Origin of the sequence: Viridibacillus sp. FSL H8-0110 (genome assembly GCF_038003565.1) — a bacterium.
Taxonomy (GTDB): Bacteria; Bacillota; Bacilli; order Bacillales_A; family Planococcaceae; genus Viridibacillus; species Viridibacillus arenosi.
Map to the genome: position 1 here is coordinate 2,681,186 of NZ_JBBOPJ010000001.1, position 18,825 is coordinate 2,700,010.

An 18,825-nucleotide genomic window follows, 5' to 3' on the forward strand; every position below is an offset into this window, starting at 1 on the left:
TTTAAATAAAAGATTTTCCACAATATCTAAGGATAGAAACCCCATCAAATAATAATGGAGGTAGATTGTTACCATATCATTAAATCGTTGTATCGACCTTTCCCTAGCCCTATATTCTGAGCATACATAAGGAAGGAAGATGCGATTTTTTTAATTCGATCAATCTCAATAACGCTATAATACTTTGCTTTTTAACGGGTAGATTTACAGTTTTCTTTTATAAAAGTCTAACTATGACATAAAGAAATGATGTAATATTTAGATATTGAGTTGAAAGGATGGATATATAAAATGATCAAACTAAGTGAATTACAATCTTGGATATCAAAACTTGGACTTATTCCACATCCAGAAGGTGGATATTACAAAGAAACTTTCCAATCTGAGGAACGCACTTCTGATAAAGAATTACAAGTAACTTTTAAAGGTCAAAAAAAGCTTTATACGAGTATTTATTTTCTATTAACGTCAAATGATATTTCTCATTTCCATCGTTTGAAATCTGATGAATTATGGTATTATCACGGTGGTAGTCCTTTAACAATCCATATCATTCATGAAAATGGAGAATATGAGGAGATTAAATTAGGATTAAATCTTGAAAAAGGAGAAGTTCCTCAAGCTTTAGTTCCTAAACATTCAATCTTTGGCTCTTCTGTTATGGGGGAAGATGTATGCTCTCTTGTTGGGTGCATGGTTTCTCCAGGTTTTGAATTCCAAGACTTCGAGTTATTTACACAAGACGAACTTTTACTAAAATATCCTCAACACAAAGATATAATTTTGAAGTTAGCGTACAAAGAAATTCCAAAATAATTTAGGGCATACACTACCTAAATATAGTTCTCCAAGATTATTTACATAGGGACAAAAAGAATATGTCTTTTTGTCCCTGTTTTCTATATCCACTACAAATATGATTGTTTGGATTTAAAATAAACTTTAATTATTATGCAGGATTTCATTATTTTATTTGCACAATAAGAGTTGGTTAGTTGGAAAATGCTATCAACTACATATATATTGAGATAACTAACTACTTTTATAAGGATTTTAAAATGCCCCTTCGATAAACAGTGATTTTAGTGACATAAGAATTTTAAAAAACAAAAAAACAGATTGGAAGTAATCTGTTTTTAGAATTGATTAATATTCGATTTTTTTAAATAGCTTATTTATCTCTACAAATGTGCTTGAGATTTCCTCTATCTTTTCTTTTGAGAATTTTGAAAAAATTAATGCAACTCTTTCTTCCCCTTTTTTAGTTAGAGATACCCTTACAACTCTTCTATCATCTTTTATCCTTATTCTTTCTACATAATCTAAGTTTTCAAGTTTATCACACATATTCGTTGCTGCTCCAGGTGTTAGCATAAACGCTTCTGAGATTTCAGTAATTTTCATATGTTTGAATAATTTTAGTCTAAGCAATAAGAGGATTAAATTTTCTGAGAGGTTTTCTTCATGCGTAAGTACCTTCATAAATTCATTTGATTTATTTTGAATATCAAACATTTCCTCCATTAAATTCTTTATAGCGTCTTCAAAAGATTTTTCCATCACAATCATCCCTTAGATAATTTTAGTTATTAAAATTTAAAATGATTAAATAATTTAAGAACTATATATGTATTATACAATCTACAGTAAGATTTTGCTAATTCTTAAGAGATGGTCATTTTCTAAAGTAACTCAAAATAAAAAGCCACACCTAGTAGATGTGGCTTAAATTACTACTCTTCTATACCAACAATTTCAGAGATATGTGCAATCGCTACCGTTGTAAAATCATCCAAATCAAGGTATGCATAACTTTCTACTGTTTCACTTAAATAATTTTCATAGAACTCGTCGGGAGATTCATCAACAACGTATGTATTCCCATTTCCCATAATGACCAGTGATTTCTTCATATCTCTTCCTCCTCCTAACATATTATTAATATCATATGCTAGTAATAGAGAGGTTCATGCCACATTTGATAAGTATTATTTAAAGTTTTAAGATACACATACAAAACTACTCGATTTTCATATCGATATATATTTTATGGATGAAGATACTCTACATTTGTTTCCAGTCCATTTTAGTTATCTTACTTGGTTCTCATAATATGTTCTATCCGCATATTTTTGATCAGTACCATTTAAATAAGCTAAAATCACTCTTGGATTTTTCAATAATCCCCAATCCCCGTAAGCATCAAATCTTCTACATGAAGTAATCATTCCATTTTTTATCGTTCCATACTTTTTATTATTTTTCTTTCCCCATTCTTTTAATCGTTTTGCAAAATCTGCGTCTTCAGCCATTAACATATTTTCATTAAATCCGTTGATTGCGTTAAAGTCTTTTCTATAACACCAAAAAATCCCCACTGATATTAACCCGTACTTAAAAAGTAAGGGAATAATTAATAACAATGCAGAGACGATGATTCCTAAAGACATCCTTTCAAACTGCCCGTTCACGCCACCTCCAATGTATTTTCCTGATGCTAAATAATTGTCTACATTCGACAGCATTCCCTCTGTCATCTGTGTATCGGCGTCAATGGTGATGATTATTTCACCTTGTGCTATTGCAACACCTGCATTTCGGATTTTAGATAAGTTTTTATCTTTATTTTCTAATGTAATACAATTATAAGACTTTGCAACTTCCTCCGTTTTGTCTGTACATCGATTTAATACGACAATGATTTCGATTTGATCTGCATATGCTTGTGATGCCTTTTTTATTGATTCTAAACATTTCCCTATGTACTTTTCTTCATTATGTGCAGGGATTATTACGGAGAACTTTATTTTCTCTTTATGTTCCTCTTTCGATTTTTGATTTGCACTCGTCATATGCCAACTCCTTTTTGTGTTTGCCACTGACTACCCTCTTCAATAATGTATATGCTTTAAATTATGGAAGTATCGCTTTCAAATATAATTAATACAATAAATTTCCAACTTCAATCTACTCAACGGTGAATATTCCAAAAAGCGACATAAGTAATTATTATAAATATTCATAATTTTAATCACATTTTCTTATCAAATGATTTGAGATAAAATGGAAGTATAACAATTCAAGGAGGTTTTACAATGTCATTTGTATTTAAATCGATTGCTCATATTCAACTAGCTGCTCCTAAAGGTTCAGAAGACAAAGCGAAAAGATTTTTTAGTGATATTCTAGGATTTCGAGAAATTGCAAAACCAGAACTGTTAAAAAAAAGAGGTGGTGTTTGGTTTGAATTCGCTCACTATCAAATTCATATTGGAATTGAAGAACCATTTACTCCCGCCAAAAAGGCACATCCAGCTTTTGAGATAGAAAATATTGAAGCTTTAAAATCCCATTTATCCAAAAACGATATTAAATTCATTAATGATGACGATTTGCCAGGAGCCAATAGAATTTATATAAACGATCCTTTTGGTAATCGAATTGAAATTTTAGAGTGGCTTTGACATCCTTTACAATTATATTATTTCGTATATACTAGCAATCTAAAAATTAAAGAGTATGTTTTGAAACAAATTCTTCAAAACATACTCTTTATCTATATTATTAAAAAATTTGTAATTGATTTGTTCTGCCTCTGTTAAGCTAAACTACCAGTTCCTAGTCATTGGATACAACTAACCGAATGTTTGAAGGTCGAAAAGCTACAAAAAACCAGCTAATATTGACTATTATTGCAGCTAAACAGATCGCAACGACGACTAAAACTTCAGGGACGATATTTTGAACAATGCCTAAGACAAACACTGTTCCTATTGTAGCCGTAAATATTAGAATGCCGAAGCCACAAAATATTGCCATAACGAATTTCATCGCATTTATTCCTGCTAAAAATAGGATTACAGGTAATAGATAGCAGAACAATATCATCAACATGCCTAACCACATACCTACCGAGCCAAATTTATTGGTATTCGGGCCCAAATCAGAGATAGGTGTAAGTGAACTAGCGATTATTAAAGAACAAAAGAGGATTGCCGATATAAGCGTCATTACAATAACGCCTTTTTTATTCACCATCAGTATTTCTAACCACCTTATTTTTTATAGATTATATCTATTTAATAGGTAGATACATAACATCCTCATCATCATATACTTCTCCTGTAATCAGAAAACCGAATTGTTCATATAAATGGCGTGCATTTATATTTTCTTTATGGACTGTTAAACGTATCTCCTTACAAATATCAAATCGATTTACTATCCACTGAACCATCTCATTTAATGCCGCTTTACCAAACCCTCGACGTTGATATTTGTTATCCACTATAAAACCGTTTATCCAATACATATCTGTCGTATTTTCTTCATAAGCATGCATTATAAAGCCAACCATTTGCTCATTGTCATAAATGGCGAATGGTATGTATTCAACAGAATCTCCATCTGGTTTGATATATACTTTTGCAAGAGAGACTGCAACTGACGGCACAAAATTCGTCTGTCCATTTTTAACACTTAACCTCATTGCTTCTTCCCAATTTTCTCTCGTTACGGGTTTTAATTGTACTTTTATATAAATCACCTCTATATCAATTAAATTATTAGTCATTTGCATTTCCACTACTTCATATATCCATAATACACAAATTAAGTAACAATAATCCATTTCAATTTAATAAACGACCTCTGTTTAATTACACAGTTGACATTCAACTTTTTTCAAACATTCGTTCTAAAATTGTTGTAAGAATATAAGTTTAGGTGCAGTTAGATTGGAGATAGTTGAAATTTCCAATAAAATTAATAGATTATCTGTTGTAGACAAAGAACGTCTATTATCACGTTTTAATTATTTCTTATTTCCACTTCAAGATACTCGACTTGTTTTTCAAGAAGTGATCTGGAAAAGTGAAATAATGGTATTTGAAAGGAACAATTATTAACACCCTCCTGTTTATTAAAAGTATATGTTTTATCCTTTATTTAGTATGATTCTTCTCTATATAGATTATCTGAAAAGTAGCAGGATTACTTGAATAAATAAAGCTAAATCTACTGATTGTATAAAACTTGAAGATTTTTTGAACTACCAATTATGGCATTATTAATATATTCACAAATACAAACCTTCGAAGTAAACCGAAGTGATGGTTTGAGCAATTTCTTCGATAGAACTTTGATGTTCGTTACGGACAATTTCCCAAAGATACATTTCATTTGTAAAAAACCATCCTTTTGCTACAAGCTCATGGTTTAGTTCAGCTCTTGCCAGTCCATTTTGCTGTGCATAGGCGACGTCCTTTGATATTCGCTGAATGAACTTCATCCGAATTACTTTCCATTTATCTGATATAACGGTTGAAATTCCAATAGCCTGTTCAAAAACTTGCATCATATTACGTTCAGCCTCTGCCATTTTCAAAAAAGCATTTGCTTGTTTGTTTATAATAAGCTGTGCTTCGTCTTTTGATTTTGGAAAGAAAGAGGTTTCGGCAATATCATAAAACTGCTCCATGATATTCTCCATTAATACAATTAAAAGATCCTCTTTTCCTTTAAAATGAACATATGCAGTTCCATAACCGATATTTGCCTTTTTTATCATTTGAGAAATAACCGCAGCTTGAAAACCTTCTTCAAGGAAAATTTCCTTTGCAACTTCTAATAACTTTTGACGTGTCATAATTGAGCGTAAATGTCGTTTATCCCCTACTTTACCATTATCCATTCCTATTCCTCCCCTTATCTACAAGCATAAAGGAAATCCCCCAAAATAAAAAACATTTATTGGAAAAAATATTAGAATAATTTAATATTAATAATTTTCTGAATTAACTTATTGACATTGTGTCATATTCTTTGGTACGATTCTTCTGGAATATTCAGGCAAACCAATTTAGGAGGATCATTATGGTTTCAAAATACACTTTGGATTACGCAAAACGACTGGATGAGAAAGATATCCTTAAAAGTTTTCGGGAAGAGTTTTATTTAAAGCCAGATACTATCTATATGGATGGAAACTCATTGGGACTTCTTTCGAAAAGAGCTGAGCGAACTCTTTTGGAATCCTTAGAGGATTGGAAAAAATACGGGATTGACGGATGGACTCAAGGGAATCACCCATGGTTTTACATGGCAGAGAAATTGTCCAAGAAGATTGCACAATTAGTTGGTGCATCTCACGAGGAAGTTATTGTAACCGGGTCTACAACTGTAAATCTGCATCAACTTGTAGCTACTTTTTATAAGCCGGAAGGAATACGCACAAAAATTTTAGCAGATGAACTAACTTTTCCGACTGATATTTATGCTCTTCAAAGTCAACTGTCTATACATGGATACGACCCGCAAACCAACCTCATTCGTGTGAAAAGTCGCGATGGCCGATTTCTTGATGAGGATGACATTATCGAAGCAATGACCGATGACATCGCTCTGATCATCTTGCCTACAGTACTGTATCGAAGTGGTCAAATATTGGATATGAAACGTTTAACTGAGGAAGCACATAAACGAGGTATCATGATCGGATTTGACGGATGTCATTCTATTGGTGCAATTCCGCATTTATTCAGTGAATGGGGTGTTGACTTTGCGTATTGGTGTAATTATAAACACTTAAATGGTGGTCCTGGCGCAGTTGGGGGCTTATACGTAAATCGAAAACATTTTGGAACGATGCCTGGATTGGCTGGATGGTTCGGTTCCAGAAAAGATAAACAATTCGATATGGAGCATACATTAACACCAGCTGAATCTGCGGGTGCATATCAAATCGGAACACCTCATGTTTTAAGTTGTGCACCCTTGATTGGGTCTTTAGATATTTTTATAGAAGCAGGAATCGAGAATATTCGAGAAAAATCTCTAAAAATCAATCAATATTTAATAGATTTAGTGGAATTTGAGTTGGAAAATATGGGATTTTTCATTGGAACTCCTAGAGAAGACATACGTCGCGGAGGTCATGTGAGCCTTGAGCATAAAGAAGCTGCACGCATTTGTAAGGCATTGAAAGAAAACGGTGTCATTCCGGATTTCCGAGCACCTAACATCATTCGCCTTGCTCCAGTTGCCCTATATACTTCCTACGCAGAAGTTTGGAAAGTGGTACAAATACTTAAGAATATCATGTTAGAAAAAAAATATGAAAAATTCAAGAATGAACGAGAAGTGGTTGCATAACGTGAAATCCAAAAGTGAGGGGATTGCAGAATGAAGAATAAGGATAACAATGAACATATAATAACTGGGCTAGAGAAAGAAATTCAAACCGATTTTCAAAAATCGATGTCTTACGGAGATTATCTCCACCTTGATAAGATTTTATCTAGTCAGCATAGACTTTCTGACCATCATGATGAAATGCTTTTCATCATTATCCATCAAGCGAGTGAGTTATGGATGAAGCTCATTTTACATGAGTTGGCAGCTGCTACTGAGTGTATACGCCAAAATAAGCTGGAACCCTCGTTTAAAATGTTGTCGCGCGTATCGAGGATTCAACAGCAATTGATTCAGTCATGGAGTGTCCTTTCAACTTTGACGCCTTCTGAATACATGGAATTTAGGGATAAACTAGGACAATCTTCTGGATTCCAATCTTATCAAAATCGTTTGATTGAATTTGCATTAGGAAACAAAAATATCCATATGCTATCAGTCTATCAACATCAGACAGATTTATCTGAGCAAATGATGCAGGCCCTTCATGAGCCAAGTATTTATGACGCCGCGATTCATGCCCTGGTGGCGCGTGGATTACCTATTGATCAAGAAGCAATTGACAGGGATTTTTCACAAAAATATGAACCAAATGCCAGTGTGGAGGCCGCATGGTTGACAGTTTACCGCGATGTTGAGCAATATTGGGACTTATATGAGTTGGCCGAGAAGTTAGTGGACATTGGTAATCAACAGCAATTATGGCGTTTTAATCATGTAAGTACAGTGGAAAGAATTATTGGTCATAAACAAGGAACTGGTGGATCATCAGGTGTTACGTATTTAAAAAGAGTACTTGATCAACAATTTTTCCCAGAACTTTGGAGTCTAAGAACAAAGTTATAAGAAGAAATAAAGTAGGTTTTACTTTTAAAAGAACGGCAAAGAAAATAATAGCCAAAAGAGATGGAGGTAAGATGCATGGGTATATGGATAGATATTTCACAACGTCTTGATGAAAACGTTGCAGTATGGCCAGGGGATACACCATTCTCATACAAAGTCAATTGGAGTAAAGTAGAGAGTGGATCTGTCAATGTAGGTCAAATCAATATGAGTTTACACACTGGTACTCATATTGATGCACCTTTTCATTTTGATAACGATGGAAAAAGAGTAATTGATCTGGATCTCGATTTATATATAGGGAATGCAACAGTCATCCATTTACCAAACAGAACTAGCATTGGCGTCAATGAATTATCCAATCTAAATCTACAAGGCGTGACGCGATTGTTAATCCGCACAGATGCATGGAAGGATCGAAGTGAGTTTCCACAAACCATTCCTCATATCCAACCAGAATTAGCGGCATATCTTTCAGAACTCGGTGTTCGTCTTATTGGTCTTGATTTGCCTTCTGTAGATCCACTTGATAGTAAAGAATTGTCTGCCCATCATGAACTTGCCAGTCATAGAATTCACATTTTAGAGGGGCTTGTATTAGACGATATTGGACCAGGTAATTATAAGTTGGCAGCCCTCCCACTTCCATTGGTTGAAGCAGATGGAAGTCCTGTACGTGCTGTATTGAAAAAGTTACTTTAAAAGAAATATAAAAATTTATACATCAATAAAAAAACACATATTAGCCATCACTAATATGTGTTTTTCTTTTTTATGGATTATTAGAAGGTGAGATTTATCGCTCCCATTAACAATATTTCAGATGATATGATAAAATTGCGAATCCAGAATACTCGTTTAGTCATCGACAAGATTCCACCAATTTGGTTGTACAAAACACTATTGTTTAAATGGCGTTTAGTTAAGAATTATTTTGGTTCAATAATAGCAAAGTAATTCTCTTCTACATCCGCAAAATTAAACACTTTCCCATGAGGTAATTCAACAATTGCTCCGACTTTTACGCCTTTTCCCTGTAAAGTTTGATAGTCTTTTTCAAGATCATTTGAATAAAGCAAAATAGATGGTGTACCTAAATGTAATTCCGGACTCATCTTAGCTATAAATTCTTTATCATGCAAAACAAAGCTAGTCTCACTGTCTTCAGTAGGTGCAAGCTCTACCGATAATGGTTCGGTGCTTTTTTGTCGAACTACAAAGTTTAATTTATCCTCCCAAAAAGTTGACACTGCCTCAACATCGTTTACATATAGCATTACTTGTCCAATTTTATTAATCATAACGCCACCTCCTATTTGATTAAAATAGTATAACATTTTGATTACGGTTATATAAAGACTATCACTTCCCTATAACCTCAGAAATCACGATTACTTCTTTTTTAATATCATTTATTTAATTATTCTGAACGTATTTGGATTCTTAGAAATCTTCTTCCAAAAATAATTTGTAATAATGTATTATTTCACTCATTTAAACTTATACTAGCAACAGAAGCTTTTCTGATACATATTTTTCAAAGAACACTTACCATATACATAAAAAAAGAACAAAAAAAGGAATATCCCGAAAGATATTCCTTTTTATTAGCTAATATTAAAGTTTAGTAACGTTAGCTGCTTGTGGTCCGCGGTTACCTTCAACTACTTCAAACTCAACTTTTTGACCTTCGTCAAGAGTTTTGAAGCCATCACCTTGGATAGCGCTGAAGTGTACGAATACGTCGTTTTCGCCTTCAACTTCGATAAAACCGAAGCCTTTTTCTGAGTTAAACCATTTTACTGTACCTTGTTTCATGTGAGAAAACCTCCAAAAAAATAAATGTAGACAATATGCAATTAATGACCGAAATCAAAAATTCACATATTACATAAAGTACCGAACTACTGCCGATCACTTTATGTAATATGTGAATGCGAGTTGCGGTTAATCAATTTCAATTGTTAAGATAATTATACGTACAGCTGGAAGTTTTGTCAACGAATGTTCATGATTTTTGGTAAATATTCTTATATTTTAGGTTGATTTTTCTCATCTAACCAAATAATACCGTGATAAGTTTGGATATCTTCATCACAAGCTTCACAAAACCCAATTTCATCATCAGACCAAAATGCCCAGAATCGTTCTTTTTTACTAGAGTCGTGATCATACTTTTCTTTAAAATTTTGTAATGTCTCAACCAAATATTGTTCGGCTTCTTCTTTTATTTCAAATGCATTTTCTTCAACAATATGTTCTTCCCAACCTTCAAATTGCCACCACGGCTCATAATCCGCTTTCATATAAATTATTTTATACATATTTTTCAAATCCTTTTATTTGTATTTTGAATATTCTATCGAAATCTTTTTTGTGCCTTTATTCCCTACTGTTAATGTGCTAAAATTACTATAAAAATACAATATTTTAACACAGGGGGATACGGATGTTTGCTACTATTAGACCCAAATTAGAAATGGCTCAACTACTCCAAAGAGGAACTGATATCAATACCATTGGGAGATTTAAAGATACACTAGCATTTAATAATTTCCATAAAAGAGATGAAGAAAACTTAAAAGAGCTGTATTCAAAATTATTGGAATGTACACCTTCTATGCGTGATATTTTCACAAAATACTTAGAAGAAATTGCACCTGAAAAGCATAATCCAATTTCTGATCAATATATAGAAAAATACTTAAATGCATTCTTTTTACATCCAAGAGATGAAAAGTACGTAGATGAAACAGTACGTTTCTTCTACTTATTCAGACACCATAAATTTGAACCAGGTAAAACTATTGTTATCTTCAATCAATTTGCTTTTTATGTGACTACACACATATTGTATAACTTTGGGTACAAACCTGCCAAAGCATTCGACTTGATGCGTTCATTTCAAGGTGCTGTGAATATCGATCAAGAACTATTATTTGAGGTAGCGACAGAAAGAATGATTGAACACGCAGTTAGTGAAGTTTCAGCTTTGATGGATACGAACTCACAAATTATGTATATGAAAGACCTTGTATATAGTTTGGATCGTCAAAACGAAGAAATTCAATCATCCACTGCTGCAACAGAGCAGATTACTGCCTCCATTAGTGAAGTAGCTAAAACATCCGCCCGTATTTCTGAAAAAACAGCTGACTCCGTTGAATATGCAACAAATAGTAAAAACACAATTGACTTAGCATTAAATGAAATCTTCAAAACAGAAGAAACCTTCACATCGATTGTAGAATCATTCAGTGAATTACAAAAACGAGTCAATGATATCGAGAATGTAGTAACTTTAATAAAAGAGATTGCTGATCAAACAAACCTACTTGCGCTAAATGCTTCTATAGAAGCTGCACGTGCAGGTGAACACGGAAAGGGCTTTGCTGTTGTTGCTCAAGAAGTTCGTAAGCTCGCTGAAAACACTGTATCAGCATTAGGAGAAGTCTCTTCAAACGTACAACATCTAAAAAGCTATTCAAGTAATGTAGCAACATCAATTTCTCAAACAACTACTATTATAAAAGAGGCAACAAATGAGGCAAAAGATTCCCTACCACTTCTTTCCTCAATCGTAGAAGCGATCGAAGAGATCAATGTGGATGTAACCAATACAGCAGCAATATCAGAACAACAAGCTGCAGCAATAGATGAAGTCTCTCATCGTATGGTACAAATTTCTGATTTGCAAGATGATATTCGCGAATTAGGACAAGCTACATCAGCTGGTATCCATCAACTAGGTGCTGAGATTAATCATTTCCGATTAAGCATTGTTGAAAATAATAACGTCCAACTTTCAAGTAATGCTCTATTACAATTATCAAAAGCAGATCATATTCTATGGAAATGGCGCGTCTATAATATGTTCTTAGGGCTAGAGAAAATTGAAGAAAGTGAAGTATCTTCACATAGAGATTGCAGACTAGGGAAATGGTATTCATCTGAAAAAGCACGCGATAGATTCGATAAAGAAAAAGCCTATATCGAGTTAGACGCATATCATCAAAAAGTTCATGAAGCTGCAAAACGAGCAGCTGTTTCCTATAATGCAGGTAAAATCTCCGATGCTGAATTAGCACTAAAAGAGGTTGAAAGTTCATCTCAGCAAGTACTCCATTTTATTAATGAACTCATTGAAAAATTGGAAAAAGAGCGCTTCATAATATAATATAAATATAGGTAAGCCGATAATATAGAAAATTCCGGCTTACCACTTCTGAATTTATTGGGGACAACAGTATGAAAAAGTGAGCGCATTTCGTATTTACTGGCAAAGTTCAAAATAACGGATATCGATTTTTCTTCAAACAAAAATCTATTGAAATCGACTTGAAGGGTGACAAGTTTTAATACCTACACCACCACGAGATTGAATTCTATATTCTTCTTGTACATGCTATTTAAATGAACGTAAACAAATTGAAGTTGATGTATACGACATAATATAACAAATCTAACAATTTCTACCATATGTACAACGTGGTGTTAATCCACAATCGGAAAATAATAGTTTTCGTGTTGAATTACATAATGATTTAAAAGGGTATACTTCTATGGAGTCGGATATAGTTTAAACCGACTCTTTTTTGTACGATAAAGTGAAACTTTCTTGTATCTATTTCGTACATAATATTAGGGTGTTTAAGGAGGAATTTAAAATGCTCAATTTCCGACACTTTCTAGCAAGATATGCAATCACAATCCCTTTTACTTTCTTCATGTGGTTTGTATTTCTATTTGGTTTTAAACTGAATTTTCTTGAATGTTCTGGCTTAGGTTTAATCACTTATTTTACAACAGCCTATATTGTGAAAAAAGTTCAAGTAAGAAAGCAATTGAAACTGGTAGGCATAACTCGCTCAGAATATCGTCACATTAAAGAACAAATGATGCTTGCAGAAGCACAAATTAAAAACTTAAATCGACACTACACAAAGGTTCGCTCTATCTCGGCCTTTAAACAACTATTTGAAATGAATCGATTAGCAAAACGGATTTTCCAAATCGTACGGACAAACCCAAAGAAATTTTACCAAGCTGAAGATTTCTTTTATGCACATCTAGAATCAGCTGCTGAATTAACTGAGAAATATGCCCTACTCTCAACGCAACCGATTAAAGACATAGATGTTCATATAGCTCTTCAACAAACGCGCGATACATTAGAAGACTTAAATCATACAATGCAAGAAGATCTACGAGCAGTTTTAGCATCTGATATAGAAGAGTTAAAAATGGAACTTGATTTTGCACAGATCTCAACGCAAAAAAACAAGCCTTTGCTAGCTCGAAAGGAGAATTTATATGACGAATAATCCATCTTCACCCGAACCAATTAAATCAATGGACGACCTACTTAGTAATCCGTTTGATATGCAACCAGAACTAGCGAAAGCACCATCTGTATCTCCTACTCCGGACATGCCCGTCAAACAAATTGACCGATTATCGGATGAGGATAAAAAGAAAGCGGAACAACTTGCTTCGCAAATTCCAGTTGGTAACTATGAATCCATTTTAACTTACGGTGCTAATGCTCAAAACGAACTTTCACGCTTTTCTCATCAAATGCTTGACCATGTACAACGTAAAGATATTGGTCCAGTGGGTGATGTCTTAAAAGATTTAATGGATAAGCTATCTGAAATCGATCCTGAAGAACTTTCTCAAGATAAAAAGTCAGGTCTTCGCAAACTTTTCGGTAAAATAGCACGTCCAATCCAAGAAATGATGACAAAATATCAAAAACTTAGCACACAAATTGACCGCATAGGCATTCAATTGGAACATTCTAAACGCGGTTTAGTAGAAGATGTGCAAATGCTTGATAAACTATATGAGCAAAACAAAACGTATTTCGAAGCATTGAATGTTTATATCGCTGCAGCTGAACTAAAACGCGACGAAATCACAGCCAAATTATTACCAGAATTACGTCAAAAAGCAGAATTTGCTAACGACCAAATGCTTGTACAAGAAGTAAATGATTTAGCTCAATTCGTGGATCGTCTTGAAAAACGTATTTACGACTTACAACTATCTCGTCAAATTACAATTCAATCTGCGCCACAAATCCGAATGATCCAACAAACGAACCAAACGTTAGCAGAGAAAATTCAAGCTTCAATTATGACGGCTATCCCTTTATGGAAAAACCAAATTGCTATCGCTCTTACTTTAAACAATCAACGAAGAGCCGTAGAAGCACAAAAACAAGTTACTAAAACAACGAACGACCTGTTACTTAAAAACTCTGAAATGCTAAAAGTAAATACCATTGAAACTGCAAAAGAAAACGAACGCGGTCTCATCGAAATCGATACTTTGAAAAAAACACAAGAAAACCTTCTTCAAACAATCGAAGAAACTCTTCAAATCCAAGCAGATGGACGTCAAAAACGAAAAGCTGCTGAAATTGAAATTGCTCGTATGGAAGGCGAATTAAAACAACGTCTACTAGCTATTCATACACAACAACAAAATAATAATCGTCCGAATTATTAATTACAAAAAGAGATCAATTCAGTTAACTGAATTGATCTCTTTTTTATGATTATTTTTCCGACCAATAATATCGCTGTGTTACTTCGTTCCAGTAAAGCGAATTGTCATTTCCCCTATGATAAGTATTAGTATGAAACTAATAAATGAAACTGTTTGTACAAAGCTACTTAACAAAACAATACTACTTTGTAATAGCATCAATGTACGTAATAGCTTATTCACGGCTATTTGTTGATTAGTTACTGGAATCGGATAAAAGGCATTCATTCGAACACCCCTCGGAGAAATGAACATATGTTTAATTTGGTATGTCGTTGCAAATGACAAGGCACTTACAATCACCCATACAACAAAAGGTACGTTTACAAAAGCTACTATAAAAGCTGAAATAATCGTTAACCTCAACCATAAATAGATAGACTCATCTGTTCTCATAAATGTACGAACTATTAAATAAAGAGAAGTATTCTTTTGATCGTAATGTATAAGTTTAGTCGCAAAATCTAGCCATGCTCTTCGACTAATATTTTCTTTTAAAAAAGGTACATCTGTAAAATAACTCACAAATCGATAAAATCGAGCCATTCGAGCACTTTCGATCTTCGAAAAATAGTCATACGGAATAGGTTCTAATATAGCTTTCTTTCTATCCTGTTTCTCATATGCTAATAATATGACAATAATAACAAAGAAGAGAATGATTTCACCCTCGATAGCAAGTTTCAATACAATAATTGAAATGCACAACCGAAGTAAACGATTAAAAAAGTGATATCTCCCCTGCTGCTTCCGATGATTTGAAAACTCAATTTGAACATTTAAATATTTTAAGATTAGTATCGTACAAAATCCCAATGAGATTTTCCATAGAGATGGACTTTCCACACTTAATAAAAGTGGAATTGCAGCAATATATATGACTAATACACCGAAAATTTGCGACCAGTATGTCCATATCAGTGCTTTTTTAAAATAGCTACCCATTCCGGACTCTAACTGTAAAAAATAGACCTGGTCAGGTTCACGAATTAATGTTGTCGGACTACTAAATGACAACAATATCCCACAAACATTGGATACTAGCAACTCAGAAGGGAAATCATGCGGAACCACCTGTAACCATTTCATATAATAAGCAACAGCAAAGCTTCCGGCAATAATTATAGCTATATAACTTGTAGCAAAGACAAACCGTAGGTATTTAAAAAGTTCTTTCAAATATTGTCGGAATCTTTTAGCCCATATTTCTTCTAGATTCTTCATTATATTCTCCTACATATTAAATGACTTTTTAATTTACGTTAGCCTGGAATTCTTTAACATAGTTATCTTTGTTATACCTCAACCTTAACTTCGGAAAACTGTTCTTCTGAGATTACTTGTAATCCATTTCTTTTGAGTAAAGCAGTTGTCACACCATTTCCGACAATTTTTTCATTTTCAAATTGTCCATTATAAATCATTGTACTACCACATGATGGGCTATATTCTTTGAGGACAATTATAGTTGCATTTAGCTCCTGTACCTTTTTAAGTGTAGCAAAAGCACCTTTTATGTATAATTCCGTAACATCTCTACCTGACTGTTCAATTACTTTAGCCTTCCCGTCCAGTACATCTTCCCCATTACCTCCTATTATTTCCGCAGGTTCTCTTGGTGTTGAGAAACCACCTAACAGTTCAGGACATACAGTTACAGCCTTTTTTTCTTCTATTAGTTTATGAATTTTATGATTTAAACTATGTGTACCGTTATATCTTACCTTTAATCCTGCCAAACATGAACTTACGACTATCATCGTTATCACCTCTATATTATATAATCTCAAGAAAAAAACACCTCTGAAAAAGAATCTTAATTACTTAGAGATGTTTATGTATATTAAGATTTTCTCGCTTTAATAAAACCCCTATTAATAAATATATAATTCAATTTTAGTCATACTCACTAAAGAATTTCTTTTTCGTATCAAACCATTCATCTGCAATAATACTAAAATATACATCATCTCTTTGCTTTCCATACTGATCTATATAATTGCTTCGAAAAATTCCTTCTTGTTTAGCACCTAGCTTTATAATTGCGTTTTGTGATTTTTTATTATCAATATCTGCACTAAATTGAACTCGGTTAAATTTCATTTGTTCAAAAACATATCGTAACAATTCATATTTACAAGCTTTATTGTGTCCTGTTCCTTGGAACTTTGTACCATACCAAGTCCATCCAATTTCCAAACGTTTGTTATGAAAATTTATATTTCCTAACCTTGTACTACCTATTACACTTTCACTTTCTTTATCAATAATAATAAATGGATATGCTTTCCCTTCTAGCTTTTCTAATAAGGTTGTATCTATATATTCTTCTAATTCATGTTCTGTGCGAATAGAGAAACCCATATATCTCCATATATGCTCATCGAAAACTATTTTCTTTAGTGGTTCTTTATATTTTAATGAAAAAGGGACAACCAATACTCTCGCATTTTCTAACATAATATCAGCTTGAAAAAAGTCATTCATCATCAATACACATCCCATTATTTATTTAATAGCCTTAGCACCTCTATATGGATAATAAGTAGAATTTTGATATTCCCAATATGCATTTACAATATACACCATTAAGAAGGTTGTCAATAACAAATACCCATTCAATTAATCCTACTACAAGATGTAATCAGTGTGTATCTAGATCTAACGTATTTGATGATTTTAGAGCACACTTTTTCCCCCTCCCGTTTTGGATACAAGGAATTATTTAGATAGATGCATATTTGATTTGGACTGAATAGACAAATGATTTCTTTATTATCAAAATATAAATCATTGGTATATCTGTTAAACTAATAGAAAATGATTAATTCAATTAATTCGAAAGGATATGAAAAAATGCTAAAAAAATTACAAAAATACGTATCTCAACACATAAAAAGTATACAAGAAATCGAAGACAACATTTTTGTAATTTTAGGGAGTCCAGCTGAAGGGACTCTGGAATTAGACGAACAAGGTCAACTCTTAAGTTTCTCTTTTCATAATGAAATTATAAAAGAGGAGTTACTTCCAATAGAAGAACTTATTAATGTTGCAAATCAATTTGTAAAAGAGTTTGATTGTCGTACGCTCACTTTAGATGGTTTTGTTAATGTAGAGAATTATTTTATGGCCATCTATGAAAAACTTGATGATAAATTGGGGTTGCCTATCCCTAATAGTGGCGCTATGCTTACGATTTCTCCTGAGGGATATATTTTGTCTGCTAATTTTTATAGGGAGCTGTATACATTGCTTTATCCTGAAATAAAGCTGACTGCTGAAGAAGCGAAGGGAATTATTATGAAAGAGCAATTGATTGAGTTAACGATTCAAACTGAACCAACATATGTCTATACATATACTCCTATACATACAATTTTTGGCATTACTGTAGATGGTCATTTATCTACGGCGAACGATATGATAGAAATCGAATTACCAACATGGGCACCATTGCCTGATATACAGGTGAATCAAACACTTACAGAACTTTTACAAGGCAATCATTTAACTGACGAAATACCGAAAATTATTAAAGTGGAAAACGATGCTGGTTACAATTATTCCGTAATAGCAGAACTTAATCATGAAGTAGGAGACCCACTTCCCTACAACACACTATATAATAAGGCTCTTCAAGTGCTGAAAATTCTTGTCGTCGACTACTATACACACTATAAACTTGAAGAACAAGTATACTATGATCATATATTCCAATATAGCCCGTTCCGTTCGATAAACAAGCCAATGGAAGGAACTGAAGATCAATTTATTTCATTTCGCTTTGTTTACCATTTTGAAAAAATATTATTACATGAATATGCGATAGAAATGACTATGGGACGTCGTTCAGGATGCTTCTACAATATTATCGTTAATACAATAGACTATGCCGCTTTAAAGTTAATCAAAAAACCTCGTATCTCATTAAAAACAGCTGATACTATTTTCAAAAATGAAATGAGCTTGTCACTATCTTTTGAACGAGTAAATCTTGTAAATAATGTTTATAGCCTTGTCTATTTAATTGATTTTCCAAGAACAAAAGCGCATATTGAAAAAATAGATGTGAATACCGGAGAAATCACTTATGTTGAGACAGGTTTTATCGAATATTGAATAAACAAATACCACATTTTTAAGGTATACGAAACTCTTTACTTATAAAGGAAACCATAGACATGTCATTTATACATTTCGAATCTAAAGTTTTAAGTGTCAAATCATTGTTTG

The 18,825-nt window shown here is 33.1% G+C and carries 21 protein-coding genes; 9 read left to right on the forward strand and 12 right to left on the reverse strand.

Translation table 11 applies throughout. From position 1 onward, the window contains the following. The first annotated feature begins 291 nt into the window (after positions 1-291). Positions 292-816 carry a cupin domain-containing protein gene (locus MHH98_RS13460; RefSeq protein WP_210402667.1) on the forward strand — a complete coding sequence of 175 codons (525 nt, stop codon included), beginning with the start codon at positions 292-294 and terminating at the stop codon, positions 814-816. A 330-nt stretch (positions 817-1,146) separates the two neighbouring features. On the opposite strand, the gene MHH98_RS13465 is transcribed toward MHH98_RS13460, so the two are convergent. The 3 genes from MHH98_RS13465 to MHH98_RS13475 all read right to left on the reverse strand — a co-directional run bounded on the left by MHH98_RS13465 (position 1,147) and on the right by MHH98_RS13475 (position 2,852). Beyond that, positions 1,147-1,560 (reverse strand): MarR family winged helix-turn-helix transcriptional regulator, encoded by a 414-nt coding sequence (locus MHH98_RS13465; protein WP_038189330.1) that lies wholly within the window; start codon positions 1,558-1,560, stop codon positions 1,147-1,149. A gap of 173 nt (positions 1,561-1,733) precedes the next feature. After that, a complete protein-coding gene (locus MHH98_RS13470; RefSeq protein WP_038189333.1) occupies positions 1,734-1,913 on the reverse strand; it encodes a hypothetical protein in 180 nt (59 codons plus the stop codon). A 177-nt stretch (positions 1,914-2,090) separates the two neighbouring features. Beyond that, a complete protein-coding gene (locus MHH98_RS13475; RefSeq protein WP_076035119.1) occupies positions 2,091-2,852 on the reverse strand; it encodes a glycosyltransferase in 762 nt (253 codons plus the stop codon). Positions 2,853-3,095: 243 nt separating this feature from the next. Here MHH98_RS13475 and MHH98_RS13480 point away from each other — a divergent pair, with 243 nt between their 5' ends. After that, positions 3,096-3,464, forward strand: coding sequence for a VOC family protein (locus MHH98_RS13480; protein ID WP_038189338.1), 369 nt, complete (start codon positions 3,096-3,098; stop codon positions 3,462-3,464). Between the two features lie 154 nt (positions 3,465-3,618). Here the strand turns inward: MHH98_RS13480 and MHH98_RS13485 are convergent, their stop codons facing one another. The 3 genes from MHH98_RS13485 to MHH98_RS13495 form a co-directional block, all read right to left on the reverse strand. After that, complete coding sequence (locus tag MHH98_RS13485) at positions 3,619-4,038, reverse strand: DUF5391 family protein (RefSeq protein WP_038189341.1); 420 nt, start codon at positions 4,036-4,038, stop codon at positions 3,619-3,621. A 37-nt stretch (positions 4,039-4,075) separates the two neighbouring features. Then, positions 4,076-4,537, reverse strand: a complete 462-nt coding sequence (locus MHH98_RS13490) for a GNAT family N-acetyltransferase (protein ID WP_038189675.1) — start codon at positions 4,535-4,537, stop codon at positions 4,076-4,078. Between the two features lie 540 nt (positions 4,538-5,077). After that, positions 5,078-5,692 carry a TetR/AcrR family transcriptional regulator gene (locus tag MHH98_RS13495; RefSeq protein WP_038189344.1) on the reverse strand — a complete coding sequence of 205 codons (615 nt, stop codon included), beginning with the start codon at positions 5,690-5,692 and terminating at the stop codon, positions 5,078-5,080. Positions 5,693-5,874: 182 nt separating this feature from the next. Here MHH98_RS13495 and kynU point away from each other — a divergent pair, with 182 nt between their 5' ends. The 3 genes from kynU (at position 5,875) to kynB (ending at position 8,739) form a co-directional block, all read left to right on the forward strand. Next, positions 5,875-7,152, forward strand: a complete 1,278-nt coding sequence (kynU, locus tag MHH98_RS13500; protein WP_076035118.1) for a kynureninase — start codon at positions 5,875-5,877, stop codon at positions 7,150-7,152. A gap of 30 nt (positions 7,153-7,182) precedes the next feature. Continuing rightward, on the forward strand, positions 7,183-8,037 hold the full coding sequence (kynA, locus tag MHH98_RS13505; protein WP_038189349.1) for a tryptophan 2,3-dioxygenase: 855 nt from the start codon (positions 7,183-7,185) through the stop codon (positions 8,035-8,037). 75 nt (positions 8,038-8,112) lie between these two features. Further along, positions 8,113-8,739 carry an arylformamidase gene (gene kynB, locus MHH98_RS13510; protein WP_038189352.1) on the forward strand — a complete coding sequence of 209 codons (627 nt, stop codon included), beginning with the start codon at positions 8,113-8,115 and terminating at the stop codon, positions 8,737-8,739. 227 nt (positions 8,740-8,966) lie between these two features. Here the strand turns inward: kynB and MHH98_RS13515 are convergent, their stop codons facing one another. From MHH98_RS13515 to MHH98_RS13525, 3 genes are all read right to left on the reverse strand, one after another. After that, on the reverse strand, positions 8,967-9,338 hold the full coding sequence (locus tag MHH98_RS13515; protein ID WP_038189355.1) for a VOC family protein: 372 nt from the start codon (positions 9,336-9,338) through the stop codon (positions 8,967-8,969). Positions 9,339-9,654: 316 nt separating this feature from the next. Next, positions 9,655-9,855 (reverse strand): cold-shock protein, encoded by a 201-nt coding sequence (locus MHH98_RS13520; RefSeq protein WP_038189357.1) that lies wholly within the window; start codon positions 9,853-9,855, stop codon positions 9,655-9,657. A 212-nt stretch (positions 9,856-10,067) separates the two neighbouring features. Then, positions 10,068-10,361, reverse strand: a complete 294-nt coding sequence (locus MHH98_RS13525; RefSeq protein WP_038189359.1) for a DUF1033 family protein — start codon at positions 10,359-10,361, stop codon at positions 10,068-10,070. A gap of 125 nt (positions 10,362-10,486) precedes the next feature. Between MHH98_RS13525 and MHH98_RS13530 the strand changes: the two genes are divergently transcribed. The 3 genes from MHH98_RS13530 to MHH98_RS13540 all read left to right on the forward strand — a co-directional run bounded on the left by MHH98_RS13530 (position 10,487) and on the right by MHH98_RS13540 (position 14,550). Next, positions 10,487-12,214, forward strand: a complete 1,728-nt coding sequence (locus tag MHH98_RS13530; RefSeq protein ID WP_076035116.1) for a globin-coupled sensor protein — start codon at positions 10,487-10,489, stop codon at positions 12,212-12,214. 490 nt (positions 12,215-12,704) lie between these two features. Continuing rightward, positions 12,705-13,361, forward strand: a complete 657-nt coding sequence (locus MHH98_RS13535; RefSeq protein ID WP_038189367.1) for a 5-bromo-4-chloroindolyl phosphate hydrolysis family protein — start codon at positions 12,705-12,707, stop codon at positions 13,359-13,361. After that, positions 13,351-14,550: a toxic anion resistance protein gene (locus tag MHH98_RS13540; RefSeq protein WP_038189370.1), complete on the forward strand. Its 1,200-nt coding sequence runs from the start codon at positions 13,351-13,353 to the stop codon at positions 14,548-14,550. The genes MHH98_RS13535 and MHH98_RS13540 overlap by 11 nt, the downstream gene beginning before the upstream one ends. Positions 14,551-14,628: 78 nt before the next feature. On the opposite strand, the gene MHH98_RS13545 is transcribed toward MHH98_RS13540, so the two are convergent. The 3 genes from MHH98_RS13545 to MHH98_RS13555 form a co-directional block, all read right to left on the reverse strand. Beyond that, complete coding sequence (locus MHH98_RS13545; protein WP_340713083.1) at positions 14,629-15,813, reverse strand: ABC transporter permease; 1,185 nt, start codon at positions 15,811-15,813, stop codon at positions 14,629-14,631. Positions 15,814-15,884: 71 nt separating this feature from the next. Next, positions 15,885-16,349, reverse strand: coding sequence for a DUF523 domain-containing protein (locus MHH98_RS13550; RefSeq protein ID WP_038189376.1), 465 nt, complete (start codon positions 16,347-16,349; stop codon positions 15,885-15,887). A 136-nt stretch (positions 16,350-16,485) separates the two neighbouring features. After that, complete coding sequence (locus MHH98_RS13555; RefSeq protein WP_076035115.1) at positions 16,486-17,079, reverse strand: GNAT family N-acetyltransferase; 594 nt, start codon at positions 17,077-17,079, stop codon at positions 16,486-16,488. 366 nt (positions 17,080-17,445) lie between these two features. Between MHH98_RS13555 and MHH98_RS13560 the strand changes: the two genes are divergently transcribed. Beyond that, the gene (locus tag MHH98_RS13560; RefSeq protein WP_076035114.1) at positions 17,446-18,711 is read left to right on the forward strand and encodes a hypothetical protein; all 1,266 of its coding nucleotides are present in this window, start codon (positions 17,446-17,448) and stop codon (positions 18,709-18,711) included. Positions 18,712-18,825 lie beyond the last annotated feature (114 nt).